Here is a 25,988-nt window from a genome sequence, read left to right on the forward strand (position 1 = left end):
ACGGGAAGGCGAGTTACCGACAATTGATTGTTCGTGCCAGAATCCAAATGGCGGACGCCTAGAATGTGAAAAGGTTTGCTGCTCCGTCATGCCGGAAGACCCATAGCGCAAAATTCCATCTTAGCCAACACATTGGTTATTGCGGACTTATGTTTGGTCAGGCATAGTATCTATCAACAATCTTCCGCCGATATAAACTGCGGGGACGCTTGGAGAGGAAATGCAATGGGAGTTGAAGCGATTGGCGCGCCCGGAGACGCATCCCTTCTTATGCCTGGGGTCTCCTCGCCTTGGCTAAATAGCGGTTCGAGCCGGATCCCGGCCAAGATATACACCGATCCTGCGATTTACGCTCGCGAGCTTGCGCGCATCTTCTACGGCCCCCACTGGAATTATGTGGGTCTTGAGGTGGAGATTCCGTCTCCGGGCTGTTTCAAGCGCACAATGATAGGTGAACGATCGGTTATCATGATCCGGAACCGCGCCGGTGAGATCAACGTGCTTGAAAATCGATGCGCACATCGCGCGATGCAATTCTGCCAGGAGCGTCATGGCCAAGTTAAGACGTTGGTTTGTCCTTACCATCAATGGAACTATAATTATGATGGCAAACTGCTTGGTGTGCCATTCCAGCGCGGGGTGAAAGGGCAGGGCGGGATGCCTGCAGACTTCGCACTAACCGATCGTGCGCTGACCAAATTGAGCGTCGCAGTGCGCAACGGTGTGGTTTTTGCCTCATTCGATGCGTCAGTAGCGCCATTCGAAGACTATGTCGGGCCGGATGTTCTCCCATATTTTGATCGCACCTTCGATGGTCGTGAACTGGTTGTCCATGGCTATTCACGTCAGCGCATCCCCGGCAACTGGAAACTGATGATGGAAAACATCAAGGATCCCTATCATCCGGGCCTGCTCCACACTTGGTTCGTAACCTTTGGCCTTTGGCGGGCAGACAACAAATCGAATTTGGTCATGGATGCACATGGTCGCCATGCTTGCATGGTGTCACGAAGGAGTGAGACCTTAGATGAAGAAGTGACAAAGGGTGTGAGCAGTTTTCGTCGAAACATGACGCTCAATGACAAGGCACTTTTGGACATCGTGCATGAAGACTGGTGGGGCGAGCCGACCGTATGCATGACAACTCTTTTCCCCAGCGTCATTCTCCAGCAACAAGTCAATTCGCTGTCGACGCGACAGATTATTCCGCGCGGCCCGCACGAATTCGATTTCGTCTGGACACATTTCGGCTTCGCAAATGACAATGAAGAGATGCGAGCACGGCGCTTGATGCAGGCCAATTTGTTTGGACCGGCCGGCTATGTATCGGCCGATGATGGTGAAGTTATCGAATTTAGCCAAGACGGATTCCGGCAGGATGGCGATTTTGAGTCCTTGTGCGAACTTGGTGGCACTGATGTCGGCAACACAGATCACATGGTCACCGAAACATTGATCCGCGGCATGTATCACTATTGGCGAAAGGTCATGGAGTTGTGATGCCGTTTGTCAATGAGGCATGGTATGTTGGCGCTTGGAGCGAAGCGCTCACGGGAGACACCGTGCTTGCCCGGACAATTGTTGGCAAGATGCTCGTCTTGTATCGGACCCCTGATGGCGAAATTGTGGTCCTGGAAGATCGGTGCCCGCATAGGCTGGCGCCATTGTCACGCGGGCGGGTGGACGGCGACCGCATTGTATGCGGTTATCATGGCCTGGAATTTGGGCGGGATGGCATTTGCGCATACAATCCGCACGGCGCGCGCATTCCGCCGCGAGCGCGCGTCCGCCGCTTCGCGGCGTGCGAACGGCACGGCGCCATATGGATCTGGTTGGGTAACGGTGAACCTGACACAGCTCAAATTCCTGATTTTTCTATACTTGATGGCGCCACAGGAGCGGCTGCGTTGCGTCGTGACCATCTTTTGATGGCGGCGCCCTGGGACTTGATCACCGATAACCTGCTCGACCTCAGCCATGTCAATTTTCTGCATGAGGGAATTTTGGGCAACGCCGAAATGATTGAAGCCAAAAATGTTATCGAACTGAACTGTGGCACTGTGACAGTGTCGCGGCGCTCCGCGGGTGTCACTCCGCCTGAAATGTTTGATATGCTATTTCGGCAGGACGGCGCAGGGGTCGATTCCTGGATGTCGATGCGCTGGGACGCTCCCGCGGCACTTTTGCTTGATGTGGGCGTTACAGGAGTTGGTGAGCCGCGGGAAGCGGGCACAGGCTATTTTGGCGTTCATATTCTGACCCCCGAAACGGAACGGACAACGCACTACCATTTTGCTGCCGTACGCTGGAATATCCGCCCTGGAAGTGACACGGCTGAGATGAAGGAAAAGATATCTGATCTTAGACGTTTCGCTTTTGCTGAACAGGACATGCCAATGATCGCTGCTCAAGCTTCTGTTTGGGAGAAAATTGGGCGGGACAATTTTCGGCCTGTTTGGCTGGATATAGACATTGGCGTCGCACGATGGCGCAAGATTGTGGAAGATCGATTGGCAGCAGAGGCTCAGCATTCCATTCTGGGCGAGGTCGGTGCTGCATGAAAATACCTTTGTCCCTGCACATTGGAGTTGCAAACCTCCAAGCCGCTTACGTTTCCTGTGTTGATTCCGGAGAGTTCGGGAATTGGCCGGCATTTTTCACTCATGATTGTCACTATCGCATCGTTCCGCGTGAAAATCATGAGCGCGGATTGCCGCTCGCCACCATAGACCTAAAGGGGATGGGCATGCTCCGTGATCGTGTATATGGGATCCAGAGTACGCTGTTTCATGCTCCATATTATCAGCGTCATATTCTCGGCCCCACGCGCATTGTGAGCCGCGAGGGCAATTTGGTCTGCACCGAAACAAACTATTTGGTTGTCCGAACCAAACGCGATGCAACGAGCGACGTTTTCAACGTCGGCCGCTACATTGATCGCATCCAAATGACGAATGGCAGTTTGCTGTTTCAGCAAAAGATTTGCGTATTCGACAGCGAAATCATTCCAAATTCGCTCATTTATCCGATTTGAGGCCCATTATGACTCCTGCCTTGAGCCCTGCTCAGCCTGCCGCAAAAACGTTGAGCGATCTCTACGCGCAATTGCGTCCGCACAACTTGGCGCCGTTGTGGGAAGTCCTGTCATCGCTGGTTACGCCGACGCCAACCACTCGTGCAGTCCCGGCACGCTGGTCGTTTTCAAAAGTGCGTCCCTACCTGATGGAGGCGGGCGAACTGATTAGCGCAGCTGAAGCTGAGCGGAGGGTCCTCATCCTTGAGAATCCTGCAATGACGGGTGAGTCCCGCACCACGCAGACGCTTTATGCCGGGCTCCAATTGATCCTTCCGGGTGAAATAGCACCCGCCCATCGCCATACGCAGAACGCGTTGCGGTTCATTATGGAAGGTGAGGGTGCTTTTACTGCGCTCGATGGCGAACGTGCGTACATGCACCGTCACGACCTTGTGTTGACGCCGGCCTGGGTATGGCACGATCATGGCAATGAAACCGATGCGCCTATGATTTGGCTCGACGGACTGGATATTCCTCTCATCCAATCTCTGGATGCAAGTTTTGCCGAGCATAGTGCTGACAGGGGTGCTTGGCCCACGACCCGTCCGGCAGGCGATGCCGAAACACGCTGGGGCCGCAATTTGGCGCCTGCGCGGCGCATTGAGCAAAGCAACCCACACAATCCGCTCTTTATTTATCCCTTTTCCGATTGGCGTGAGACTCTTGAATCCTTGCGTATGAGCGGACCTGCTCACCCGCATGATGCCTATTTGATGGAGTTTGTGAATCCGCGCACCGGAGGAGCGGTTCTGGCGACAATGGCGGCCTTTGCTCGATTAGTTCCGGGCGGCTTCGAGACACGACCCATGCGTTCGAGCGAAAGCTCAATTCATGTTGTCGTCGAGGGAGACGGTGCTCTCGAGATTGATGGCACAAGTTATGCGCTTACGCCAGGCGACATCGTGGTGGTTCCGGCATGGGCGCAGCGCCGCTTTGTTGCGAGCAGTGATTTAGTGGTTTTCAGCTATTCCGACCGCGCGGCGCAACAACGTCTCGAACTGTGGCGCGAGCTGCTCCTGTAACACCATGACGCTGCAGCGTTGCCGCACGAGACCCTTGGTCATCTTCACTGCAGTCGTCAAAATTGAACTCATAAGGAGAGGAAAACCTGATGACCGAGAAGCTGGCAGAGATTGCATCACAAAGCAGGAACTTGTTCCTTGAGGAATATGGACATTTCATCGACGGGAAATGGGTTGGCGGTGCGTCTGGCAAGATAATTACCCAGATCAATCCGGCAACGGGACAGTCCTTGGCGAATATTCAGGCCGGCAACGCTGCGGATGTTGAGAATGCTGTAGCCGCTGCCGCGCGCGCATTTCCGGCGTGGTCACGAACTCATTGCCGACAGCGTCAGGCAATCCTGACTGAGATGGCGACACGATTGCGCGCCCGTGCCGATGATTTTGCAATGATGGAGAGCCTGAACAACGGCAAGACGATCATGGAAGCGCGCCATTTTGACATCGAGATGGCGATCGACTTGTTGTCGTATTTTGCTGCTGCAGCGGGAGTTGGCATTCCTGGGGAAACGCACGACTATCCTGACGCGATTGGCTTTGTCCACCGCGAGCCAATTGGTGTCGTGGCCCAAATCATCCCCTGGAATGTGCCATTGATTATGGCAACGGCGAAACTTGCGCCTGCTCTGGCGGCAGGTGTGACGGTCGTGCTCAAGCCCGCAGAAACCGTGTGCCTTGCCGTACTGGAGTTCATTCGAGAGGTCGCCGACTTGTTGCCGCCCGGTGTTGTGAATATCGTTACAGGCTATGGTGCGGATGTCGGAGAGGCGCTGGTCACGCATCCCCTTGTGCGAAAAGTCGCCTTTACTGGATCGGTCTTTACCGGGCGCAAGATCATCGAATATGCGTCGCGCAACATCATTCCACAGACCCTTGAGCTTGGCGGCAAGTCGGCGCAAATCGTCTGCCCGACCGCGGACATTGATGCTGCTGTCCGCGGCGCAGTTGAATCCACTATTGTCAACAAGGGCGAGATTTGCCTCGCTGGATCGCGTGTCTTCGTTCACGATGCAATTCGCGAAGAATTTGTTCACAAGTTCGCGGAAGCCCTCAACCGCGTCGAATTGGGTGATCCGACCTTGCCCGATACGCAGATGGGCGCGCAGGCTTCCAAAGCTCAATTCGACAAGATAATGGGATATCTTGACCTCGCTGCGAGCGAAGGCGCAACTGTCCTGACTGGCGGTGAACGCGCGTGTGGGGGGCTGCTGGACAAGGGCTATTTTATCAAACCGACATTGCTCGACAACGCCCGTAACGACATGCGGGTTGCGCGAGAGGAGATTTTTGGTCCGGTTACGGCAGTCATTGGTTGGTCGGACGAGGCTGACGTGATGCGACAGGCCAACGATAGCGACTATGGTCTGGGCGGGGGCATTTGGAGTCGTGACATCGCGCAAGTCCATCGCATGGCGCGAAACTTCCAGACCGGCACGATTTGGGTGAACAAATATTATAATCTTCGTGTCGGGATGCCCCTTGGTGGATTCAAGCAAAGCGGGTTTGGCCGGGAATTTTCGACCGATATTCTGCGTGACTATACGATCTCGAAATCCGTCATCCTGCATATGGAAGACGCCTGATCAGATATCGGCGCGAATTCGGAGCGTTTCATTTTGTCATGCTCGACTGTCCTCGACGTCCGAGGACAGGGAAAGACGCTTGGTCGGAATCCTTCATTTCAACCGGCTGGGATTTGACCGCATTACATAGAATCTGCCGACATCCTGCGTCACTTCTGTGCCCGAAAAATGGCTCTTTACAACAATAAGGCGCCGGACTAGGTTTACCGATATAGGCAATCTATTTGCTATATTGGAATTACAGGCGCTTTGGAAAATCGCACTTGAGGGGGAAGCCACTATGAAAATCTGTGATGTTGTTCAGCTTGCCACCAAAGGCCTCGCTCCAGTCCTGGTTTCTGGCATTCTCGCCGGTCCCTGCTTGGCGCAAGCGGTGGCGCCAGCTGCAGGCCCTGCCGAAGAAGTGTCTGCCGATGACATTGTCGTCACCGCTCAAAAGCGGAGCGAGCGGCTACAAGACGTGCCGGTTTCAATATCCGCAATTGGCGGCGACAACATAATGAAGCAGCGTATTACCCAGTCTGATGATCTCGTGACCAAAACGCCGAATCTGCAATTGGCGGCAACAGTTGGCGAGAACACGCCAATCTTTTCGCTGCGCGGAGTCTCAATGTCGGACTTCAGCTTGAATCAATCTGGACCTGTCGCCACCTATTATGACGAGGTTTACAAGGGTAATTTCGCCCTTTTGGGAGTTGCGCTCTACGACATTGAGCGGGTGGAGGTTTTGCGCGGGCCGCAAGGTACGCTCTACGGCAAGAACACAACCGGCGGAGCGGTCAATTTGATCAGCAAACGTCCTGAGTTTTCAAACGAAGCCTATCTCAACGTCGGAGCTGGGAACTACGGGCGCTATGAGGCGAATGGCGCGGTCAATGTTGCGCTCAGTGATACGCTCAGCGCACGTGTCGCATTCACATATGCCCATGCCGACGGCTGGTTTCGAAACCAGCTTCCAAACAAGCCTGACTTGAACGGCACAAATGAATATGGAATTCGCGGCTCGCTGCGCTGGGAGCCAAGTGCGAGTGCGTCATTCGTGCTTCGCGCGTCGACAAGTCTTCAGAATCCATACAATTATGGTGTTTTTGCCCAGCCGGTTGATGCTGCTGGGATTGGTGGTACCGGGTATGTCCGTGCCGGCCTAAACAATCGTCAAATTGAGTCAAATTATACACCAAAGCGCAGGGCAAGGACTTATGCAGTCGCGCTCACCGGCAATTTCGACATCGGAAATGGGCTCGGAATCACGTCGGTCACGTCCTACGACCGCGGTACATTATCCTTTGGGGAGGACACGGATGGCAGTCCGACACAAACCTTGGAATTGCCATATTTTGATCGCGCAAGACAATTCTCCCAGGATCTGCGGCTGACGAGCGATTGGTCTGGCCCGTTCAATTTCATCCTCGGTGCCTATTATAATCGCGAAACGGTTTTCAACGCATACGAATTGCGCTTCTTCAATGACGTCGATGTGAATGGTGATGGAAGCATAAATGCAACCGATTGCGCCGATGCATTTGCAACTGGGTCGACTGCAGCTTGTCGCGTCGGCAACAGCTTTGACCAGAAGAAGTCCAGCTACGCGCTCTACAGTGATCTTCGATATAATTTCGGCAGTGGGTTCACCCTGCGTGGTGGTCTGCGCTTCACCCATGACACTGGGGACCAGACCAATTTGCGGTCAGTCGCCCGAGGTGTCGATGATGTTTTTGTCCTTGAATTGATACCGTCGACCAACAGCCGCTTCACGACAAACAATTTGTCCGGCAAGATCGGTCTCGACTACAAGTCAGATGGCGGCGCGCTTTTTTACGCCAACTATGGCCGGGGATACAGAGCAAGCAGTTTCAATGCTCAAGCGTTCTTCGATCCGAGCGAGGTTTCGATAGCGAAGCCCGAAGAGATCGACGCGTTTGAGGTCGGGGCCAAGACCCGCTTTCTTGATCGCAGAGCGACCCTGAATACCTCGGCCTTTTATTACATTTATCGGAACCAGCAGTTCATCAACGTGAATCCGACTACCATTGCTCAGACGCTTATCAACGTCGACAGATCGCGCATTTTGGGAGCCGAAGTTGAACTAAATGTAAAAGCATCTGATTCGATTGGCTTGCGTGCAGGGCTTGGACTGCTGGACACTAAGGTCGAGAAGGGGCTGCTTACCGGAACCAATCTGGCCGGCAACAAGCTGTTGAACGCGCCAGCAGTTAATTTCTCGGGTGGCGCCGACGTTACGGCGGTGCGCTGGGAGGATGGGCAACTGAGCTTTCACGGTGATGTCAGTTACGTGTCCAGCCAGTTCTTTGAAGTGTTCAACGTGCCACGATTACGGCAAGATGGTTACGTACAACTTGGTGGGCACATAGACATCGAGCATGGGCCGTGGACGCTGTCGCTTTGGGGCAAGAATCTGACCAACCGCTTCTTTTTTACCTCTCGCATTGACGTCAGCGGCCTGGGCTTTGACTATAACCACGTCGGAGCCCCGCGCAGTTTTGGCGTCGTTCTCGGGCGCAAGTTCTGAATGGAGCGGAACAGGAGGAGTCGTCGTGTCGACTCCGAAAGAATCTCACGGGACTTCGAGAGATTAGGTGACGTTGGAAGTTGACGGTGTTGTAGATTGATAAGTGGGTGGACTCAGAGCGCTGCGCCTTACCCTGGGACTTGAACCGCTGCATTTTCCATGAGGATCATGAGGCGCTGGCAGCTCGAACGAAAGGAATATGCCAATGAGCGCGCGACCTTTGCTTCTTGCTCTGGCCATGGTGCCGGTTCTCGCCTCACTGGCCGAGCCTGCCTATGGCCAGAGATTCCCTGATCCCCTGCCACCTGAGGAAACGCCGGCGTCGGCGAAGTTGCCTGAAGCCTATCCGCCGAGCTATGTCTTTGTGAACGATCTTATCGCAATCGCGATGGTCACCCAACGCGTGGCGATCGTAGATGTGGCAAGCGATGAGGCAGCGCTCAAGGCCCAGGTGCAGGTTGGCTATTGGGGGCAGCTGCTTTCGTCCTCGACCCGTCCGGAGCTTTATGCCGCCGGAACCTATTATTCGCGCGTGACGCGCGGCGAACGGACCGATGCCATTACGATCTATGACAAGGCTACGCTTAAGCCTATCGACGAGATCATCCTGCCGGGTGGCAAGCGTGGCTTGCTCGTCACGCATAAGGACAATTTCCAGTTCACCAACGACGAAAAATGGGCATTGGTCTTCAACTTCACACCTGCATCCTCGATTACGGTCGTGGATCTTGTGGCGCGGCGTGTGCTTTCAGATGTAGATGTGCCCGGTTGCACCTTTGCCTATCCGCTCGGCAAGCGCGGGTTCATGTCCTTGTGCGCAGATGGCACGATGCTCAGCGTCTCCCTCGACGAAAAGGGAAAGGTGTTGGACTCGGTTTCGAGTAAAGCATTTAATGACATCGACAATGATCCAATGAACATGATTCCCGCACGCCATGGCGGGAAGGCCTGGTTCACTACATTCGACGGCAACATTAGAGCAATTGACTTGAGCGGATCGGTCGCACGCGACCTTGGGGCGTTTGCCTTGCCGCATGAGAAAACGGCGCTTGGCGAATGGTTGCCGTCGGGATGGCAGCCTATCTCGGTCGATCCTAGCGGCCTACTTTATGTGTTGATGAATCCTGCCGGTGGCGAGCGGACGCAGAAGCAGGGTGGAACAGAGATTTGGGTGATTGACCCTATAACAAAACAGAGAATCAAACGGTTTCCCTTGGCCAATGCGGCGGTATCCATCGAAGTGACGCATGAAGAGTCTCCGTCGCTGGTCGCTGCCCGCGAGAGTGGAAGTCTCGATGTCTACGATGCTGCTACAGGGTCCTTGCGCCGCAGCATTAAGGACGTCGTTGTAGATGTCACCGCGATTACGGCATCACAGTGATGGGCTATGTCTTGACGGTGTTGAGCGCGTTGCTGGCCTTTATTCTAGCCGAGGGCGCTGCGCACAAGCTCCTCCAGCGCGAGCGTTTGGCCGTTTCTACAGCCGAACTGACGGGATTATCGGTATCAACCGGCGCGATCCTCAGCTTGGCTGCCGCCGGGGCCGAGGTTGCGGCAGCGGTGATGCTGCTCGTTCCCGGATCACAGCGAACTGGAGCTTTGGTTGCTGCGGCGCTGTGGGGGCTCTATTCGATCCTGCTGTGGACACGCAGGGGTTCCAAGATCGATTGCGGCTGCACGATAAATGCAAGACCAGACGATGCTCGCAAAGCCATACCGCGCGCGCTGTCGTTGAGTTGTCTTGCAGCTTTGGTGGCGGTGTCTGCCGAGTTCGCAAGCTTCCGATGGGAGTTTATTCTGGCAGGCGCTGCATTCTTCGCCTTTTATATCGCCGGCAACGAAATGCTTGCACTCTCCACACTGCGAAGGAGTATCGGTCGATGAGCGGTTTTCTATTTGTTTCGCAAGCCCTCCTCTGGGTGGGGCTGGCGATTGTCGGGCTGCTTGTCGCCGCGCTGGCGAGACAAGTCGGGGTTCTTCACGAGCGAATCGCGCCTGCCGGTGCGCTGACTCTCCACAAGAATATCGAGCCGGGGCACGTCGCGCCGCAGCTTCGGCTTTCTGCCTTGGATGGATCAGAGGTCGTCGTGGGAGGGGAACATGCGCAAAGCCAGTTGCTCTTCTTCGTTTCTCCAGATTGCCCGGTCTGCAAGTCTTTGCTTCCAACCTTCAAGTCGGCGATGCGCGCCGAACGCGCCTGGCTTCGCACGGTGCTCGCGAGCGATGGCGATGAACCTTCACACCGCAAGATGATCGCTGCACACGAGCTGGAGGGCATCCCATATGTCGTCTCAGAAGAGCTCGGACGAGCTTTTGGTGTTTCCAGGCTGCCCTATGCGGTACTTATCGATGAGCACGGCAAGGTCGCTGCGCTCGGCCTTGTCAACAGCCGCGAACATCTTGAAAGTCTGTTCGAGGCGAAGGAGCGCGGCGTAGCCTCACTCCAACAGTTTCTTTCAGCCGCTTGAGGAGATACCAAGCCATGGCTTCCATACATGATTTTACAGAAAATATGGCCCGCGGCATCGCCAATCGAACATCGCGGCGCAGCCTTTTGGCCGTCCTGGGGTCGGCCATCACAGGCGCAGCGGTCATTCCGGTCCTGCCGATTTCACGAGCCGCGGCAGCCACGTCCGGCAAAAACCCCCAAGATCCTGGCGACCCCACGCAGTGCGATTATTGGCGTTATTGCGCAATCCATGGCTATCTTTGTTCGTGCTGTGGAGGATCGGCATCTAAATGTCCTCCCGGATCGGAAATGTCTCCCTTGACCTGGGTCGGGACCTGCACGAACCCGGCCGACGGTCGGGCGTACATCATCAGCTATAACGATTGCTGTGGTTCCTCCTCCTGTGGCAAATGTATGTGCAGCCGTCAGGAAGGCGACCGGCCGGTCGTTCGTCCGCAATCGGCTCAGGATATCATGTGGTGCCTTGGGACCGAAAGCGGTTCCATTTACAACTGCTCGACTGCGGTGATTATCGGGACCGCGTTGGAGAAGTGACGTGATGAGGTTTGTCGGTGCACTGCTTTTGTCCATGTTTATGATGCAGCCGGGCGTCTTCGCGGCCCAGGCACCTAATGCCTTTTCGCGTTGTTCTGCTTGTCATCTTGCGAGCGGGGCAGGTGTCCCAGGCGCCTTTCCATCGTTGCGGGCCGATGCGCGAGCTCTCGCCCGCAGCGATGCAGGACGCAAGTATCTGATAATGGTTGTACTCAAGGGTGTCTCCGGTCCGATCATTGTCGATGGAAAATCCTACCGTGGATCTATGCCGGCGCAGACCGGACTGGACGATGCAGGGGTGGCTGCTGTTCTCAATTATGTCACAAACGATCTGGGTAAGGTCGGAGCGGATCCGAGGGCGTTCAGCGTGCGTGAGGTCGCTGCGGTCAGAAAGACGTCCGACAATGTCACTCCGGCGCAGGTTCCCAAGCTGCGCCCGAAGCTCTGAGCGAACCGGCTGGTCATGCGCTTGGTGCCGGTCCTGTTTTGCGTCCTTCTGGTGACTGGCACGGCTGCAGCGTTCGACGCACCGCTGTCCTTCGGTGCTGATGCATTGGGCTCCAATCCTCGAGCTCGACAAAACTGGATGCTCAAATGCCAAGGATGTCATCGCGCCGACGCGACAACCAAGCCTTTGAATGCACCGCCGCTTGCAGGTGAAGTCGCCAAGGTCCTTTCAGTGCCAGGGGGGCGCGAATATCTGGCTCGCGTGCCTGGCGTTGCAACCGTCAATCTTCCTAGTGACGAGGTCGCTGAGCTATTGAACTGGACGCTTATCCGGTTCGACCCCGCGCATGTTCCGCGCGATTTTCGTCCCTATACTGGCGACGAAATCGAAACGCTACGCAAGCATCCTCTGCGCGTCGAGGCAGCTGCAATGCGTGGGCGGTTGCATGCTGCGTGGAGAGAGCAACTGGGGCGGTAACCGAATTGATTGCCACTCAGTTGGCCGCCTCATGGGATTGTCAGGGTAACTTTTCGAGCGCGCAGCTTGCTCCCAATCCGCAAACTCATGCGGCAGCGGACGCAGCATTCCATTCCGCCATGGCAGCTGACCGAAAGTGTCGCATGTTATTTCGGGAAATGAGATGACGCTCGATATTGAATGTATTGTAGATTGCTGAGTGGGTTGAAACGAAACGCTGAGCTTGACCTTGTGACTTGAAGCGCTGCATTTTTCGTTCTCGTCTTCGGACTGGAAGGTGCGAATTCTCGGCGCGATTGTTATCGCGCAGTCGACCGGGTTGGTGGCGGGCGAGGGCACCCAGTTGACGCAGCGCAACCTTGTACGACGCAAGCCCATCGGTGACGATGGCCTCGGGAACGAAACCCTGGTTCTTGAGCAGTTTTCGCAGCAATTTCAGCGCTGCCTTCTTGTTCCTTCGCTTCTGGACGAGGATGTCGAGGACCTCTCCCTCCTTGTCGACGGCGCGCCACATAAACATTCGCTTGCCGCCGATCTTCACGACCATCTCATCCAACTGCCAGACGCAATCGGCGCGTCCGCGCTTCCGGCGAATGTTGGCGGCGATTGCGGGGCCGAACTTGTTTGCCCAGCACCGGACCGTTTCGTAACAGAGATCGATACCGCGTTCGGCGAGCAGATCCTCGACGTCGCGCAAGCTCAGGGTGAAGCGATAGTAGAGCCAAACCGCGTACCGAATTACATCCGGCGGGAAGCGGTGTCGTTTGAAGCATATGAGCTGCATCCCGGCACTCTTATGCGACTCCGTACCGCAAGGGGAGACGGTTTAGCGTTAGTCTGACAGCTCCGGATCGACGCGTTCGTGAGCTCAAACCCTTGCAATCCCATGGGACAGGTAGTCACCGGAAAGGATCTCGCGGCCTATGTCGAGACTTGCTGGCGCAACGCCTGTTTGTTCATCGCCGATAAATTCTACTCGCACTTAATTTACGAGCCTGACGGTTCTGCTGCGCATGCGCCAATTTCTGCAGCCGCTCATGTCTGGGATGTCGACACCGATCCCGTCAGGATTGTCGACGGACCTACCAGGAACTAGCGCTAGGGGCATGCCATTCGTGTAGGTTGGCGGTTAATTGTGGAGTTTGAAGTTCATGGATAGTCAAACCATTCCGAGCAACATTGCGCAGTATAGCTGGCGGTGTTGTGGTGACCCGCGGCGCGGTTGTTGAGGGCGGGATCGCTGGGCTAGTTGCGGGCTTAACGTTGGCACGCTCCGGAAAGACCGGGCGAATGTGCTTGTCAGCTTGCTAGATGTCTTTGGGCGCCATGGAAACATCGGCCTTGTAGGCGATTGGCAGGATAAGCCCTGCAGCGATTATGCAGCAGATCAAGGCCGTCCACCCGATTGACCCGAAGTCTCCACCAGCTAGGAGCAATATCCCGGCAAGGCCGGGGGTGATCGTATTGCCCAAGCCGGTATAGCCTCGGACGCAGGTGGCCAGTCGCCCCGACGGGTCGAGTTCAGCTGCAAGCCCCAGAAGGAAGGGCATTCCGAACACGAGACAGAAGCTCGCGGCCATGATGCCCAAACTCAGCTCCGTAGGGCTCCCGGTGTGCGCGAGCCACATGACGCTCGCCCCAGTCAGCGCCGGCTCCGCCATGCACGGCGAGCGCCCATGGCTGACGCGGCTCAGCCATGGCGGGAAATACCTTCTTTGCGGCACAGCTCGGAAATGCTGTCATCGCGGCGCCGGCCTTCTAGCAGCCGCGCCTCGGTTGCATTGATCGCGGACATGACCTGGGTCGTGTCCTTGGCATCGCGGTATACGTCCACGCCCACATAGATCTTGGTCAGGCGCGGGTACGCCGCATAGAGCCCGATCAGTGAGAGCAGTTCATCCGCTGGCTGACGTTCGAATGTGTCGAAAAGCACGGCAGACAACTCCCGATCAGAAGCGGCCGGAGAGAAGCGAGCCGGCACCCGGCACGCGCGCCTCCAGGCCAAGCCGCTTCAGCATCTGATGCGTGGTGCAGACCGCCGCCGATACGACCGGCAGACCGATCTGGTCCTCGACTGTCTGGATCGAGGGCAGCGAAGGCATTTGGACGCAGGCCGAAAGCACAAGCGCATCGATGCTGCTAAGATCAAGGCGCTTGTAATGCTTAATCAGATTGGCGGGATCTTGCGCCGCTACCTCCAGATTGTCAGGAATTTCAAGCGCAAGCGAATCCTGAACAGCGATCCCCTCATTCTCGATATAGGAGACCACGAGCTCGGTCAGCGGCTTCATATAGGGCGCGATGACGGCAACCCGCTTTGCTCCCAATGTGGTCAGTCCATCGACCAGGGCGCCTGCGCTGGTGACGACGGGTGCCGAGTGACCATTTTCCAGGGTACGGCCATGCAAGCGAGCCTCCGACTGGCGGTGATAGCCCGGGCCCATGCTCATGATCGCCACCAGGCAGGCATAGCCCAGCACATCAACCGCGGCATCGGACAGTTCCAATGCGCAGCGATCGGAGTCCGCGTCCATCGCAGCGAGTTCTTCCTTGGTCACCCGTTTCATCCGCATGCGCGAGGAATGGAAAGTAAAGCGCTCAGGCAGAATCATCTCCCGCGCGCGCAACATAGCAGGGATCTCGGTTTCCATGGTGACATTGGAACTCGGCACGATCTGGCCGATACGGAATGGACGCGTCATGCTCACAACGCCACGATCGGATTGCGCAAACGGCCGATCTTTTCGACCTCGCATTCTACCACGTCGCCCGGCCACATAAATTCTTGCGGGTCGCGTCCAGCACCGACTCCGGCCGGCGTGCCAGTCGCGATGATATCGCCCGGCTCAAGCGTCATTACGCTGCTGATGTCCGCGATGAGTTCGCGCACGCTGAACAGCATGAGCTTTGTATTACTGTTCTGCTTTTCCACTCCATTGACCCAGGTTTTGAGGCCAAGCGTCTGCGGATCAGGGATTTCATCGGCCGTCACGATTGCAGGACCCATTGGGGCAAAGCTGTCTTGTCCCTTAGAGACTATCCACTGCCCGGCACGGCGGCAATCGCGTGCACTGACATCGTTGATTACAGTATAGCCAAAGACATGATCGAGCGCATCTTCGACAGAGACGCGATATGCGCGGCTGCCGATCACGACGGCCAATTCGGTCTCCCAGTCAAGCTGCTTGGTCACCTTGGCATTGTGGCGGATCGGATCGTTCCAAGCGACAACCGCTGTGGGGGGCTTGGAGAAGATCACCGGCTCTTGCGGCAGTTCCTTCGACGTATCGAGTGTGCGAGCGGATTCTGCGACATGCTCAGTGTAGTTGAGGCCTACCCCGAAGATATTCTTGCGCGGGCGAGGAATGGGGGCGAGCAAAGTCGCGTTGCTCGCCGGAATACAACAACCGACCAATCTTGGTGCCACAGTGTTAGCTAACTCATCGCCAAGCTGCACGCGTGCAAGCGGACCCAGATCGATGAACTCGAGCATGGTCGAAGGGAGAAACAGACCGCATCGCTCACCGAACCGCGCAACGTCGATGATCAAATTGTCCTTCTCGACCCCCAGTCGCGCAGCTTCCTGTCCGAGCCGATATGTTACCAAACGCATTGCGATAATCCTTATAGTTGGGTTGAGGAAGGGCTGGATTCAAGCTTGCAAAGCCTGGCGCCCATCGTTGCCCTCCAATGCCTCAGTGATCCTTACGCCGAGCGCTTCCATCACCGGGAAATCGTTGAACGAGAAAAGATACGCCTCGTCGCCACCTAGATTGACGTGTTCGTGCCACATCCAGGCGGGTACGCAGAAGATGTCGTGCTCTTCCCAATCGATCCGCTGCCCACCGATGTTCGAATACCCGCGCCCTTGCGCGACATTATAGACCACATTTCCGGTGTGGCGGTGCGCCGTACCACGAAACATACTAGGCAACATTTGCATGTTTGCCCCCATCGTCTTCATCGCCCAGCCACCGGTCAGCGGGTTGGAATAGCGCAACATGTAGCCGTCATGCGGACATGGCGCGTTGACTCGTGCCAGCTTTCCGAGAGCGTCCTGCGTCTCTTCCCAGCGATAAACCATGACCGGTGAGTAGGGCCGGTCCCAGGCAGCGCGCGTTTCTGGCAGCAAGCCCGAGCCATAACTGAAGGGCAGATCGTTGGTAGGGAATGTGGCTGTCTGTGCCGGTTCGTCATAAACCGCGTAGAAGTTGGCCTCGAGACAATTCATCAATGGGATATCGAGTCCATCTTGCCAGATCGATAGCTCACCATCCGCCGAAACGCCATGATCGTGCCAGGTGCCATTGGGCGTCAGCACATAATCATGCTTGCCCAATGTGATCTTGTGGCCATCGACCACCGTGTAGGCACCGCCGCCCTCCATAATGAATCGGTGGGCGGATGCGGTATGCCTGTGGGCCGGAGTGATCTCACCCGGCTTCATCGCCTGCAATCCGCTGAACAGCCAGCCACACACGGCTGTGCTCGCGCGGCCCACTTCGGAATCGTTCAGCAGTGTGACCACACGCCGCCCTGCCTTTTCCGGACTAACGAGATCAATCGCCCGAACGCAAAGTTCGCGCATCGTCGCATAGCGCCAAATAGTTGGACGATAGCGGGATTCCGGTTCCCACGGTTCAATTGCATTGGCGCGGTTCCAGAATGCGTCACTGTTGTGGCCCGACAGTTCTTTGTAAAACGCCTCAAGTTCGGGTGTGTCCGTGACGTTTGAACGGCCCAATTGAAGGTCGCGCGGATCCGTTGCTTCAGTCTGCGTTGCCATGATTAGGCCTCCTTCTCTTCAGATTCTTCATCGCCCGAGTTTCTAACGACGAAAGTGGCCGGTTCGCGGGGAGAACGATCGATTTTGAGGTCAAAAATGTCGAAACGGTTATAACCACCGATTAAGTTGTGCATCTGCTTGGGCGCCACACATTTGGCGAGATCGATATCGGCATAAACGATACCTTCGTCGTCGATCAGGGGTTCGCCCACAACATTACCGTTGGGATCAATGATGCCAGAGAATGCACTGTTCCTGCGGCTCAGAATGTCTCGATTTTCCGGGCGATCTTTGCTCATCGCCTCGATGATCTGTTCTGACACGGCGGAGCACGAAACTATCGTAAACAGCTTGCCTTCGAACGAATGCGCCGCAGCCCGGATCCGGATTGCTTGCGCCATGTCGTAGTCTGCCGGGCCGACCGGAAGCGCAATGTAATTCGCGACATGGACCAACTCGCCCTCGGACAGCAGTGCAAAACGCGCCAGCGTGTTTGTGTTCTCGCCGCAGGCCAAAGTTCCCAGCGGCCCTACAGGCGTATCATAAACCCTCAACGAACTGCCATCACCGCCAGTCCAAGTTAATTTTTCGGCCCATGTTGGTACCAGCTTGCGGTGACGACCGAGCAGTGTGCCATCGTTCCCGATCACGATATTGGTATTGTAAAGCGTGCCGACCCGCTTCGGATCGCGCTCGTTCGCGCCAATCACGACGATGCAATCGTGTTCGCGGGCCGCTTCAAAAAGCCGCTCGACTTCCGGACCGGGTATCTCGACCGAGGCTTGCCATAACCGCTCGAACCATGAACTTCCTTCGACCGGAGTCATCAGCCAGTTCCAATAGGGATAGCCAGGCAGGAATACTTCGGGAAAGGCGACCAGCTTGGCACCGTTTCGGGCTGCCTCGCCAATCAACGCGCAAGCCTTGTCGACCGTCGCTGCAAGGTCGAGGAAAACCGGCGCCGCCTGGACGGCGGCAACGCGTGAACGGGGCAAGTCAGTCATGGTCTCATCGCCTCGTTCAGGTCACTGTAGCTCTGGTGCGATATTCAAGGCGATCCCATTCGCGACTGATGCAGATCGCGCGCAGCCGCTCGACTGCATCGACCACGTCGGCGTAGCGAAGGTACAGCGGGGTCAGCCCAAAGCGCATCACATCGGGCGCGCGGAAATCGCCGATTACGCCGCGCGCCTTCAGCGCCTGCATCATTTCATAGCCTTGCGGATGGGCGTAAGCCACCTGACTGCCCCTGATTGAGCTGTCGGTCGGGCTGATCAACTCGAAGCCGAATTCGCCACAGCGTTGGTCCATCCATTCGATGAACAATTCGCTCAATGCGACCGATTTACGTCGGATCTCGGGCATGTCCGCACGCAGCATCAGGTCGATTCCGCATTCGAGCGCGGTCATAGCAAGCACTGGTGGTGTGCCGCATAGGAACCGCATAATCCCATCCGCTGCAGTGTAATCCTCTTCAAACGCGAAAGGTCGTGCGTGGCCGAACCAGCCCGAAAGGACCGGTTGGGCGTGGTGGTGACGCTTCGCAGCAAAAAGAAAAGCCGGCGCGCCTGGTCCACCGTTGAGGAACTTGTAGCCGCAACCGACCGCGAAATCGGCATTGGCCCCGTTGAGGTCAACTTCGATCGCGCCCGCACTATGGCTCAGATCCCAGACAACCAACGCCCCTACCTCGTGCGCCCTGCGGGTCACCTTGGCCATGTCGCGGGTGGAGCCGGTCTTGTAGTGGACCTGGGTCAGAAGCAGCACGGCGACATCCTCGTTGAGGCTGTCAAGCACCTTGCCTGGATCAACGGCAACGCATTCGATCGCCTCGCCACTGAACCGCGCCAATCCCTGCATCATATAGACATCGGTCGGGAAATTGGTCTGTTCCGACAAGAGCACGCGCCGTCCGCTCTGCAGCGAAAGTGCAGCAGTTAAGGCTTTGAAGATATTAACCGAGGTCGAATCTGCCGCAATGACCTCGCCGGATTCCGCACCGATCAGCCGCGCGATCTTGTCGCCGATCCGGCCCGGTGAATTCACCCAATCCGCGCCCAGCCATGAGGTTATCAATCCCTCGCCCCATTCCTCGCGAAGAGTAGTTTCCATCCGCGCAAGCGTCGCCCTGGGCAAAGCACCGAGCGAATTGCCGTCTAGGTAAATCTGCCCGTCCTTGAGCAGGAATTCGTCGCGGAACTGGCGCAGTGGGTCTGCTGCATCGAGTTCGGCCACTGGATCAATCAAAGCATTCATTGTTCTAGCACCCGAAGGATCGCCCGAACTGGGCTGGCGTCGGCACCCTCTATGGCAAGCGGAAGTGCAATCAGCTCGTATCGTCCGGGCGGCACAGCATCGAGCACTAACCCTTCCAGGATCCGCAGGTCGCCCCGCAGCACCTCATGATGCGCATCCATTGTTTTCGATGTTTGGGGATCGATCGAGGGTGCATCGGTCCCGATCAGCAAGGCTCCAGCTTCGCATAGCCGAGCGACAACTTCAGGAGCGATGGCAGTAAAATCCTCATCCCAAACGTCATGCGGAAAACTGTCATAGGTGCGAAAGAGGATGCGCTGCGCACCTTCAATCGCAGCCCAATCGCAATCATCGATTTCGAGCCTCGTACCCGCATGCCTGACATCGGCGACCACACATGGCCCCAGATAGGCATCAAGCGTGCTATCCGCGCTCGTCACGCCTTCATTACTATAATGGAACGGTGAATCGGCATGCGTTCCCGCGTGGAGAGGAAACGAGATTGCGCCGACATTGACCGGACATTCTGGTCCGATCTCAGCGATGCGCTTCAGCAAAAGGTCGGGTTCGCCCGGCCATAACGGCGTGCGCGCGCCGAGCCGTTGCGAGATGTCCCAGATTCGACGACTTGCCACGATCTAGGCCTGTTCCGCATAGTTAGGGCCTTCACGAGGCGCGACCATCCGTGCGCGCATCGACCACAGTTCTGGGAAGAACCGCAAGTCCAACGCCTTAACCAAATAAGTCACGCCCGACGAGCCGCCTGTGCCAGGCTTGTGCCCGATGACACGCGAGACCGTCTTCATGTGCTTGAAGCGCCACTCCTGGAAGTAATATTCAAGCGCGGTGACCTTCTCTGCCAGGCTGTAGAGCGGCCAAAAATCTTCGACGTTGGTGTAGATTTTGAGCCAGGCATCCTCGACATCGTCACTCGGCTCGTAAGGCTTCGTGAAATCACGATCGAGCTTGTCGGCCGGAATGTCGAAACCGTTGCGCGCGAGCAGCCGCAGGAATTCATCATATAGCGAAGGCTCGGCAAGCGCCTTCTCGAGCCGCTCACGATTGCCATCATCGTCATTGTAGATCTTGATGAGGTCGGCGCGCTTGAGGCCAAGACGGAATTCGAGCTCACGGTATTGGTGCGACTGGAAGCCAGATGCCTTGCGCAGGTAGCTGCGGAATGTCAGAAAATCGTGCGGGCTAAGTGTTGCCAATACCTCCCAAGAATGGATCATATGCCGCAGGATCGTAGCGATCCGGTCGAGCGTCTTTTCCGCCTGCGGCAATTTGTCGCCCTTGGTCTGCTCAATAGCAATTCCGGCTTCATGCAATACCAGCTTCAGCCATAACTCCATCGTCTGGTGCATAATGATGAAAAGCACTTCATCAGGCTTGTCCGAAACCGGAATCTGGCTGGCGAGGAGTTGCTCAGTCTGGATATGGCGTGCATAGCTCAGCCCACGATCCCACCGAATCGTTTCCCCGTCGATCACGGCTTCGAAGGTTTCGACTCCATCTTCAATCGTGCGCTTGATGGTCACACATCCCCTCCTTCATCTTACAAACACTTAGCCGGGCCGAGCTCAGGAACTAGGTTTAGCATAAACCCGATCGGATGGATCTGTTTCCCCTACCGGGATCAGCGGCAGTTCGCGCACTACATTATAGACCTGCTTGAGGCTGGTCGTTTCCATTTCCTCGAGCAGCGCTTCGAAGCTTTCGATGACAAAATATGTCGGCTGAAATGTGTCGAAGGGCCACAGGGTCCGCATCAAGCGCGGCAGGTTGAAATGCAGTCTGCGAGCTTTCTCGCTTGTAAGTGCATGAACGCTCTCGGCATAGCTTGACAATAATCCCGCTCCATAAGCGCGCAGTTCATTGCCTTCTCGGATCAGCCCGAATTCAACGGTGTGCAAATAGAGCCGGCCAAGCCAATCGGTAGTTCCCAACTTCTGGGAGCGGAGACCGGCGCGGCCATAAGCAGCCATGAACTCGCCAAAGGTCGGGTCAACGAACATCGGCAAGTGTCCATACACATCGTGAAACATGTCAGGCTCTTCATTGTAATCTTGCGAGCCACCCTTGCGGAGGAAATTGGCGACCGGGAAGCGGCGTTCCGCCAGAAGCTTGAAAAAGGGTTCGTTGGGGATCACCCCCGGAACCGCTACAACTTCCCAACCGGTCGCATCGCGGAATTTTTCATTGAAAGCTCCGAATTCAGGAATGCCGCCCCTATCGAGGCCCACAGCCCGCACGCCTTGAAGGAATGAATCCGAGGCAAGCCCTTGCAACGATTTGGTCTGTTGCACGACCATTTCGTGCCAGCGAGCATGTTCCTCTTTAGTGAACTGCTGCCAATCCTGAGGCATTGTCCAGTCTTCCGCAACATCGGGCGGGGGAGTTTCGTAAACGTGCAGCGCGTCCATTGGCTCACTCCAGATTCAAAGCGAAATTAAGCTAGCACCTTTGCTGAAAAACATTGTGCCTAATTTTCCGCATTTTTGTCATTTTGCAGAACAGAGTTCCCATTAGTCCAATATTTGTAAAACAATGGTCGGCTTCGTTTGATTTTGGTATGCGATCGAACTGCAACGCATGATCAAAAAATTTGGAGCACAGCGCATGGATCGGATCGACTGGAAAATTCTCGAAGAGCTAGAACAAGACGCAAGAGTCTCATTCGCAGAACTGGGCGAACGTGTCGGATTATCCAAATCACCGTGCTGGAACAGAGTACGCAACCTACAGCATAGTGGCACGATTCAAAGTTTCGGAGCACGCTTAGATCCAGGAGAGCTCGGCTTGGGCGTCCAGTGCTATATATCGATTACAATAAGATTCGATTCGCATAGTGCGTTTGAGGCAGCGGTAATTGACCACCCCGCAATCTTTGAGTGTCATACTACGGCTGGCGAGAGTGACTATTTGCTGCGGGTCTATGCTCGCTCAGTCGAGCATCTTGATGAACTGCTACGTCACGAAATTTCAAAACTTCCTGGTGTGTCAGGGAGCTCGACAACTATCTGCCTAAAGACGATCAAATCTCAAGCATCAATTGCGAGATGGTCGGCTGAGAACTGCCAGATTAAAGATTCTGAGGCGCGCTGATGCGGCGCATGACAAGTCTTACGTTGCAGCGCGAGATTTGCAGAATTCGCACCTCTGCGCCTTCCATAAGTCACCTTGAGGTGTTGTAAGTCGGACGCTATCCGATCCCGCATAGCAAAGCCCCCGTACCTAGGCAATCAATCAGGCCATGACAGATTGCCACTCGGCCAGCGCGGCAGATTTTGTGAGCTTGGCAATTGGTGAGGTGGCGTTTGGTGGTGAAATGATTTGCGACGGATGCGTGAACCGAAGCAAATTTCTGCGAGGTCTTCATTCGCCGGAAGCGCTGCATCACTCACTACCGCCTGCGCAAGGGTAGGAGGTGCTTTCGGCCGCGTTGTTCAACCACCCTTCCATTTGCCTGCGACTTTCAATGCTAAGCTCTTTGAGCGCGGCAGGATAGGACTTAAGCCCATCGGTCACGATCTTGACCGGGCTACTGTGTCGCTTTTAGGTCTTCCTGAAGATCCGCTGGGCTGCCTTTTTATCACGGTTTCTCGTGACATTAGGCCTTCCGGATCTTTCCTTCATAATAGACGGCGCGCGACAAGCAATGTGTCTCGCAATTGATCTTCACGAACACTACATCCACGTTCCAACGCTGCTGGGTGAAGCCCTTCATCCGACTGATCCGCTGGCGCCTGATGGCTGTCGCGAACATGAGGCCGAACCTGTTCCACCACCGTCTCACGGTTTCATGGAAAATATCTATACCGCGCTCGAGCAACAGGTCTTCAACGTTCCGCGACGACAGCGGATACTGTGCATACGTCATTACGACCATGCGGATGATTTCAGGTAATGAATGAAAGTCGGCGAACGCATTCATAGAACTGCTCATTGGCCCTGGGGTGGCAGCCAAGCCGATCGTCGACCATTGCCTTGAGAATGCTCCCTCTGGTGGCACCGACTTGCAGAGGCATTCAGCCTGATCAGTGAAGCGCGACCAAGTATCAGAAAGCCTATTTAAGCCGCGGCCAAATTTGCGACTCTGCGCACCTCAGTTCGAATTGAGAACGCAATTAGACCACAAACCCAACTCCATCTCGTGATTGGCCCCTTGCAATGGGATACTGTATACGATATACGAAACAGCAAGATTTACGTTAAATGCACCACAGTCGCGCTGTGGGTGAAACCAAATGCGCTCATTTTTGGGAGGAAAAAGAATGATGAAGTTCGCTTCTGCGATTCGCGGCAAATCAGAGCGAGTGCAGCCCACTGATAGGAAATTTGGTGGCGTTCGACTGATGGCGGGGGTTGCTCTTTCTGCAATGTTTGGATCCCTTGCCCAGCCGGTCCAGGCTCAAGAGTCGAATCCCGAAGGCGTGGCCGCGGCCAAATCTAGAGATGAAAGCGGGGCCATTATTGTTACCGCGAGGCGGAGGGCTGAAAGCATTCGGGACGTACCTGCGAGCATAACCGCCTTCGGCGGTGATGATCTGGTAGCAAGTGGGGCCAAGGGCATCGAAGACTATTTGGGGCAGGCGGCTGGTGTAATTCTTTATCAGACTGCTCCCCAAGAAAGCCTGGTCGTAATACGGGGTGTTTCGACAAACACCGCAACTACCGTCACTCAGCAACCAACGGGTATTTTCTTGGATGAGGTGCCTCTCACCGACCCTTGGAGTGCGCTGACTGCTCCTGACCTAACTCCTTTTGATCTTGAGCGTGTCGAAGTATTGCGCGGCCCTCAGGGCGCGCTTTATGCTTCGTCCGCACTCGGTGGTGCCATAAGATACGTCACGAACAAGCCTGATTTGAAGGCGATATCGGCGAAAGGTTACGCTGAGGTTTCGGCGACCCGCCACGGGGGCTTAGGAACATTATTGCAAGCAATGGTAAATGTGCCTCTTATCGAGGACAAGCTTGCCATGCGTGCGGTTGGCTCCTACCGCAAAAACGATGGCTTTATCGACAACTTAGTCACCGGTGAGAAAAACTACAATGACGTCAGCCAAATCAGCGTCAGAGGTCTCTTGGCTTGGCAAGCTACAGATTATGCTAAATTCACCTTAGCTGGAGTATATCAACGTACAAACATAGACGGTAGTTTTATTCTCGACAACGTTCCAAAATTGGAAGAGACGACTTATGCTCTTTATAAGAGAGATTTAAATTATAAAATATATAGTTTGACAGGTGAATTTGATCTTGGGACTAGCAAGTTGTTTGCGACAAGCTCCTATTCTCGAAAAGAGCAAGGCAGAAGCGATCAAGATTTTGGACCAGTTTTAGCTGCTGTACAGGCCGCTGGTCTCGAATTCGCTCTAGCTGGAGCACCGTTTTACCTTACACCTGGCTCTCTCTCAATTTCCCATTCTCTCGGGACGCAGAGCGGAAACTACACTGATAGCTGGGTTAGTGAAATTCGGTTGTCGTCGAATTCTGATGGTCCACTGACTTGGCTGGTTGGTGGCTTCTATCAAGACGCTACAGTTAACTTGGCTGGTCAATCATCAACGTTAGTAGGGTTGGACACGCAATTGAATGCGATTGTGCCTGGCCTTGGGACGGCGCTGTTTCCTGGCGGAAAGCTATTCGAGCTTCTTGATGGTGCAGGTCAAAAATATAAGGAATGGGCAATTTATGGTGATGCGGAATATAAATTTAATGCAGCTCTCGCGCTTTCAGTAGGCGGTCGATACTACGAAACCAAATCAAATACGCGCTTGAATATACAGACCAACGGGATTGCTTTGGACTCTTCCCCAATACCGGCAGCTGATAGCGGATTTAACCCCAAGGTTACTCTCTCCCTTCGCCCGCGGAGCAACATTCTAGGCTATGCTACAGTTTCCAGAGGCTTTCGTGCAGGTGGATCAAATCCACAGGCGGCTCTTATTGGCCTTACACCCGAAAATATCACAACTTATAAATCCGACAATTTGTGGAATTATGAAATAGGTTTGAAATCCGACTTTGCAAATGGTTCGGTGTTAATCGACTGGGCGGCATATTATATTGATTGGTCTAATATTCAGCTCACAGGACTGTTTTTCTCGCCCGAACTCACGCGCTTTGTTCAGGAAACTCGCAACGCAAACAGTGCGCGTATCCTTGGAACCGAATTTACAATTCAGATTAAACCTGTCAAAGACCTCACATTGTCGACCAGCGTCACATTAATGGACGCACAGCTTCAAGAAGCGTCAGACGCATTTGGAACGCCGCAGCCCGTACCAGCAGGGACGAAGCTGCCAGGAGCATCCGATTTCCAAATTGCGAACAGTGTCAATTTCGATCTTGAGAGAAGTATAGGCTGGCCCGTTAGTCTTAGTCTAAGACACCAATATACTAGCGGGGCATCTTCCTATATTGGTACTGACTTGAAGCAAGGAGACTATCACAAAATAGATCTTCGGCTAAGCGGCAGGTTTGGAAACGTGGATGCTGCAATCTTTGTCGATAATCTCACTGACGAACGTGGCATCACGGTGCAGTCTCCTGCAATAGTTCCTGGCCTTACGCCTGTACGATCGGGCATCATTACTCCGCGGACAATTGGGGTCTCGTTGCAAGCCAGGTTCTGAGCCAACTTCTCCGATCAATCAAAATCAATGATTATGTTGAATATCCTAAGGTGAGATCACAAATTTAGAACTGCTTTTATGTGAAAATGAAAGTTGCCATAGATAGTTATAATAATTTTTAGGGGAGAGCGCTTTGCTCAATTTTTATAAATGCGATTTTGTTGC

Annotated in this window: 27 protein-coding genes; 15 read left to right on the forward strand and 12 right to left on the reverse strand. The window is 55.1% G+C overall.

Going from position 1 to position 25,988, the window contains the following annotated elements; translation table 11 throughout:
* Window positions 1-75: 75 nt before the first annotated feature.
* From K0O24_RS06245 to K0O24_RS06300, 12 genes are all read left to right on the forward strand, one after another.
* Window positions 76-1,500 (forward strand): aromatic ring-hydroxylating dioxygenase subunit alpha, encoded by a 1,425-nt coding sequence (locus tag K0O24_RS06245; RefSeq protein ID WP_246611143.1) that lies wholly within the window; start codon window positions 76-78, stop codon window positions 1,498-1,500.
* Window positions 1,500-2,561 carry an aromatic ring-hydroxylating oxygenase subunit alpha gene (locus K0O24_RS06250; protein ID WP_219895017.1) on the forward strand — a complete coding sequence of 354 codons (1,062 nt, stop codon included), beginning with the start codon at window positions 1,500-1,502 and terminating at the stop codon, window positions 2,559-2,561. The genes K0O24_RS06245 and K0O24_RS06250 overlap by 1 nt, the downstream gene beginning before the upstream one ends.
* Complete coding sequence (locus K0O24_RS06255; RefSeq protein WP_219895018.1) at window positions 2,558-3,034, forward strand: aromatic-ring-hydroxylating dioxygenase subunit beta; 477 nt, start codon at window positions 2,558-2,560, stop codon at window positions 3,032-3,034. Before K0O24_RS06250 ends, K0O24_RS06255 begins: the two co-directional genes overlap by 4 nt.
* Window positions 3,035-3,042: 8 nt before the next feature.
* A complete protein-coding gene (gene gtdA / locus K0O24_RS06260; protein ID WP_219895019.1) occupies window positions 3,043-4,098 on the forward strand; it encodes a gentisate 1,2-dioxygenase in 1,056 nt (351 codons plus the stop codon).
* An 89-nt stretch (window positions 4,099-4,187) separates the two neighbouring features.
* The gene (locus K0O24_RS06265) at window positions 4,188-5,681 is read left to right on the forward strand and encodes an aldehyde dehydrogenase family protein (RefSeq protein WP_219895020.1); all 1,494 of its coding nucleotides are present in this window, start codon (window positions 4,188-4,190) and stop codon (window positions 5,679-5,681) included.
* Between the two features lie 280 nt (window positions 5,682-5,961).
* A complete protein-coding gene (locus K0O24_RS06270; RefSeq protein WP_219895021.1) occupies window positions 5,962-8,211 on the forward strand; it encodes a TonB-dependent receptor in 2,250 nt (749 codons plus the stop codon).
* A 205-nt stretch (window positions 8,212-8,416) separates the two neighbouring features.
* Window positions 8,417-9,592 (forward strand): amine dehydrogenase large subunit, encoded by a 1,176-nt coding sequence (locus K0O24_RS06275; protein ID WP_219895022.1) that lies wholly within the window; start codon window positions 8,417-8,419, stop codon window positions 9,590-9,592.
* On the forward strand, window positions 9,592-10,095 hold the full coding sequence (locus K0O24_RS06280) for a MauE/DoxX family redox-associated membrane protein (RefSeq protein WP_343211272.1): 504 nt from the start codon (window positions 9,592-9,594) through the stop codon (window positions 10,093-10,095). Before K0O24_RS06275 ends, K0O24_RS06280 begins: the two co-directional genes overlap by 1 nt.
* Window positions 10,092-10,679 carry a redoxin family protein gene (locus tag K0O24_RS06285; RefSeq protein WP_219895024.1) on the forward strand — a complete coding sequence of 196 codons (588 nt, stop codon included), beginning with the start codon at window positions 10,092-10,094 and terminating at the stop codon, window positions 10,677-10,679. The genes K0O24_RS06280 and K0O24_RS06285 overlap by 4 nt, the downstream gene beginning before the upstream one ends.
* A gap of 14 nt (window positions 10,680-10,693) precedes the next feature.
* Entirely contained in the window at window positions 10,694-11,215 is a 522-nt protein-coding gene (locus K0O24_RS06290; protein ID WP_219895025.1) for a methylamine dehydrogenase light chain, read from the forward strand.
* 43 nt (window positions 11,216-11,258) lie between these two features.
* Window positions 11,259-11,663 carry a c-type cytochrome gene (locus tag K0O24_RS16910; protein WP_343211273.1) on the forward strand — a complete coding sequence of 135 codons (405 nt, stop codon included), beginning with the start codon at window positions 11,259-11,261 and terminating at the stop codon, window positions 11,661-11,663.
* A 51-nt stretch (window positions 11,664-11,714) separates the two neighbouring features.
* Window positions 11,715-12,140: a cytochrome C gene (locus K0O24_RS06300; protein WP_246611145.1), complete on the forward strand. Its 426-nt coding sequence runs from the start codon at window positions 11,715-11,717 to the stop codon at window positions 12,138-12,140.
* An 85-nt stretch (window positions 12,141-12,225) separates the two neighbouring features.
* Here the strand turns inward: K0O24_RS06300 and K0O24_RS06305 are convergent, their stop codons facing one another.
* On the reverse strand, window positions 12,226-12,924 hold the full coding sequence (locus K0O24_RS06305) for an IS6 family transposase (RefSeq protein ID WP_219895026.1): 699 nt from the start codon (window positions 12,922-12,924) through the stop codon (window positions 12,226-12,228).
* A 102-nt stretch (window positions 12,925-13,026) separates the two neighbouring features.
* Between K0O24_RS06305 and K0O24_RS06310 the strand changes: the two genes are divergently transcribed.
* Entirely contained in the window at window positions 13,027-13,236 is a 210-nt protein-coding gene (locus tag K0O24_RS06310; protein ID WP_219895027.1) for a hypothetical protein, read from the forward strand.
* A gap of 211 nt (window positions 13,237-13,447) precedes the next feature.
* Here K0O24_RS06310 and K0O24_RS06315 read toward each other — a convergent pair whose 3' ends face one another.
* The 10 genes from K0O24_RS06315 to phhA are packed head-to-tail and all read right to left on the reverse strand — an operon-like array spanning window position 13,448 to window position 21,608.
* On the reverse strand, window positions 13,448-13,801 hold the full coding sequence (locus K0O24_RS06315) for a hypothetical protein (RefSeq protein ID WP_219895028.1): 354 nt from the start codon (window positions 13,799-13,801) through the stop codon (window positions 13,448-13,450).
* Between the two features lie 29 nt (window positions 13,802-13,830).
* Window positions 13,831-14,073, reverse strand: coding sequence for a hypothetical protein (locus tag K0O24_RS06320; RefSeq protein ID WP_219895029.1), 243 nt, complete (start codon window positions 14,071-14,073; stop codon window positions 13,831-13,833).
* 16 nt (window positions 14,074-14,089) lie between these two features.
* Window positions 14,090-14,842 carry a maleate cis-trans isomerase family protein gene (locus tag K0O24_RS06325; RefSeq protein WP_281421695.1) on the reverse strand — a complete coding sequence of 251 codons (753 nt, stop codon included), beginning with the start codon at window positions 14,840-14,842 and terminating at the stop codon, window positions 14,090-14,092.
* Between the two features lie 2 nt (window positions 14,843-14,844).
* Window positions 14,845-15,753 (reverse strand): fumarylacetoacetate hydrolase family protein, encoded by a 909-nt coding sequence (locus tag K0O24_RS06330; RefSeq protein WP_219895030.1) that lies wholly within the window; start codon window positions 15,751-15,753, stop codon window positions 14,845-14,847.
* A gap of 39 nt (window positions 15,754-15,792) precedes the next feature.
* Window positions 15,793-16,926 carry a cupin domain-containing protein gene (locus K0O24_RS06335; protein ID WP_219895031.1) on the reverse strand — a complete coding sequence of 378 codons (1,134 nt, stop codon included), beginning with the start codon at window positions 16,924-16,926 and terminating at the stop codon, window positions 15,793-15,795.
* Between the two features lie 2 nt (window positions 16,927-16,928).
* The gene (locus K0O24_RS06340; RefSeq protein ID WP_219895032.1) at window positions 16,929-17,930 is read right to left on the reverse strand and encodes a carbon-nitrogen hydrolase family protein; all 1,002 of its coding nucleotides are present in this window, start codon (window positions 17,928-17,930) and stop codon (window positions 16,929-16,931) included.
* 16 nt (window positions 17,931-17,946) lie between these two features.
* Entirely contained in the window at window positions 17,947-19,182 is a 1,236-nt protein-coding gene (gene kynU, locus K0O24_RS06345; protein WP_219895033.1) for a kynureninase, read from the reverse strand.
* Window positions 19,179-19,817, reverse strand: a complete 639-nt coding sequence (gene kynB, locus K0O24_RS06350) for an arylformamidase (RefSeq protein WP_219895034.1) — start codon at window positions 19,815-19,817, stop codon at window positions 19,179-19,181. The genes kynU and kynB overlap by 4 nt, the downstream gene beginning before the upstream one ends.
* A gap of 3 nt (window positions 19,818-19,820) precedes the next feature.
* Window positions 19,821-20,723 (reverse strand): tryptophan 2,3-dioxygenase, encoded by a 903-nt coding sequence (locus K0O24_RS06355; RefSeq protein WP_246611146.1) that lies wholly within the window; start codon window positions 20,721-20,723, stop codon window positions 19,821-19,823.
* Between the two features lie 42 nt (window positions 20,724-20,765).
* On the reverse strand, window positions 20,766-21,608 hold the full coding sequence (phhA, locus tag K0O24_RS06360; protein ID WP_219895035.1) for a phenylalanine 4-monooxygenase: 843 nt from the start codon (window positions 21,606-21,608) through the stop codon (window positions 20,766-20,768).
* A 169-nt stretch (window positions 21,609-21,777) separates the two neighbouring features.
* On the opposite strand from phhA, the gene K0O24_RS06365 reads away from it, so the two are divergent.
* Window positions 21,778-22,290, forward strand: coding sequence for an Lrp/AsnC family transcriptional regulator (locus K0O24_RS06365; RefSeq protein WP_246611147.1), 513 nt, complete (start codon window positions 21,778-21,780; stop codon window positions 22,288-22,290).
* A 505-nt stretch (window positions 22,291-22,795) separates the two neighbouring features.
* Here the strand turns inward: K0O24_RS06365 and K0O24_RS16760 are convergent.
* Window positions 22,796-23,119, reverse strand: coding sequence for a hypothetical protein (locus tag K0O24_RS16760; RefSeq protein WP_246611148.1), 324 nt, complete (start codon window positions 23,117-23,119; stop codon window positions 22,796-22,798).
* Window positions 23,120-23,459: 340 nt separating this feature from the next.
* Between K0O24_RS16760 and K0O24_RS06375 the strand changes: the two genes are divergently transcribed.
* The gene (locus K0O24_RS06375) at window positions 23,460-25,823 is read left to right on the forward strand and encodes a TonB-dependent receptor (protein ID WP_219895036.1); all 2,364 of its coding nucleotides are present in this window, start codon (window positions 23,460-23,462) and stop codon (window positions 25,821-25,823) included.
* Window positions 25,824-25,988: the final 165 nt, after the last annotated feature.

The organism is Aquisediminimonas profunda (assembly GCF_019443285.1).
GTDB classification, from domain to species: Bacteria; Pseudomonadota; Alphaproteobacteria; order Sphingomonadales; family Sphingomonadaceae; genus Aquisediminimonas; species Aquisediminimonas profunda.

Bases quoted from the DNA above. Each gene is read 5' to 3' on its own strand.
- K0O24_RS06250 (WP_219895017.1), top strand. From the start codon at position 1,500: ATGCCGTTTGTCAATGAGGCATGGTATGTTGGCGCTTGGAGCGAAGCG.
- K0O24_RS06255 (WP_219895018.1), top strand. From the start codon at position 2,558: ATGAAAATACCTTTGTCCCTGCACATTGGAGTTGCAAACCTCCAAGCC.
- gtdA (WP_219895019.1), top strand. From the start codon at position 3,043: ATGACTCCTGCCTTGAGCCCTGCTCAGCCTGCCGCAAAAACGTTGAGC.
- K0O24_RS06265 (WP_219895020.1), top strand. From the start codon at position 4,188: ATGACCGAGAAGCTGGCAGAGATTGCATCACAAAGCAGGAACTTGTTC.
- K0O24_RS06270 (WP_219895021.1), top strand. From the start codon at position 5,962: ATGAAAATCTGTGATGTTGTTCAGCTTGCCACCAAAGGCCTCGCTCCA.
- K0O24_RS06275 (WP_219895022.1), top strand. From the start codon at position 8,417: ATGAGCGCGCGACCTTTGCTTCTTGCTCTGGCCATGGTGCCGGTTCTC.
- K0O24_RS06280 (WP_343211272.1), top strand. From the start codon at position 9,592: ATGGGCTATGTCTTGACGGTGTTGAGCGCGTTGCTGGCCTTTATTCTA.
- K0O24_RS06285 (WP_219895024.1), top strand. From the start codon at position 10,092: ATGAGCGGTTTTCTATTTGTTTCGCAAGCCCTCCTCTGGGTGGGGCTG.
- K0O24_RS06290 (WP_219895025.1), top strand. From the start codon at position 10,694: ATGGCTTCCATACATGATTTTACAGAAAATATGGCCCGCGGCATCGCC.
- K0O24_RS16910 (WP_343211273.1), top strand. From the start codon at position 11,259: ATGCAGCCGGGCGTCTTCGCGGCCCAGGCACCTAATGCCTTTTCGCGT.
- K0O24_RS06305 (WP_219895026.1), bottom strand. From the start codon at position 12,924: ATGCAGCTCATATGCTTCAAACGACACCGCTTCCCGCCGGATGTAATT.
- K0O24_RS06310 (WP_219895027.1), top strand. From the start codon at position 13,027: ATGGGACAGGTAGTCACCGGAAAGGATCTCGCGGCCTATGTCGAGACT.
- K0O24_RS06315 (WP_219895028.1), bottom strand. From the start codon at position 13,801: ATGGCGGAGCCGGCGCTGACTGGGGCGAGCGTCATGTGGCTCGCGCAC.
- K0O24_RS06325 (WP_281421695.1), bottom strand. From the start codon at position 14,842: ATGACGCGTCCATTCCGTATCGGCCAGATCGTGCCGAGTTCCAATGTC.
- K0O24_RS06330 (WP_219895030.1), bottom strand. From the start codon at position 15,753: ATGCGTTTGGTAACATATCGGCTCGGACAGGAAGCTGCGCGACTGGGG.
- K0O24_RS06335 (WP_219895031.1), bottom strand. From the start codon at position 16,926: ATGGCAACGCAGACTGAAGCAACGGATCCGCGCGACCTTCAATTGGGC.
- K0O24_RS06340 (WP_219895032.1), bottom strand. From the start codon at position 17,930: ATGACTGACTTGCCCCGTTCACGCGTTGCCGCCGTCCAGGCGGCGCCG.
- kynU (WP_219895033.1), bottom strand. From the start codon at position 19,182: ATGAATGCTTTGATTGATCCAGTGGCCGAACTCGATGCAGCAGACCCA.
- phhA (WP_219895035.1), bottom strand. From the start codon at position 21,608: ATGGACGCGCTGCACGTTTACGAAACTCCCCCGCCCGATGTTGCGGAA.
- K0O24_RS06365 (WP_246611147.1), top strand. From the start codon at position 21,778: ATGATCAAAAAATTTGGAGCACAGCGCATGGATCGGATCGACTGGAAA.
- K0O24_RS16760 (WP_246611148.1), bottom strand. From the start codon at position 23,119: ATGAATGCGTTCGCCGACTTTCATTCATTACCTGAAATCATCCGCATG.
- K0O24_RS06375 (WP_219895036.1), top strand. From the start codon at position 23,460: ATGATGAAGTTCGCTTCTGCGATTCGCGGCAAATCAGAGCGAGTGCAG.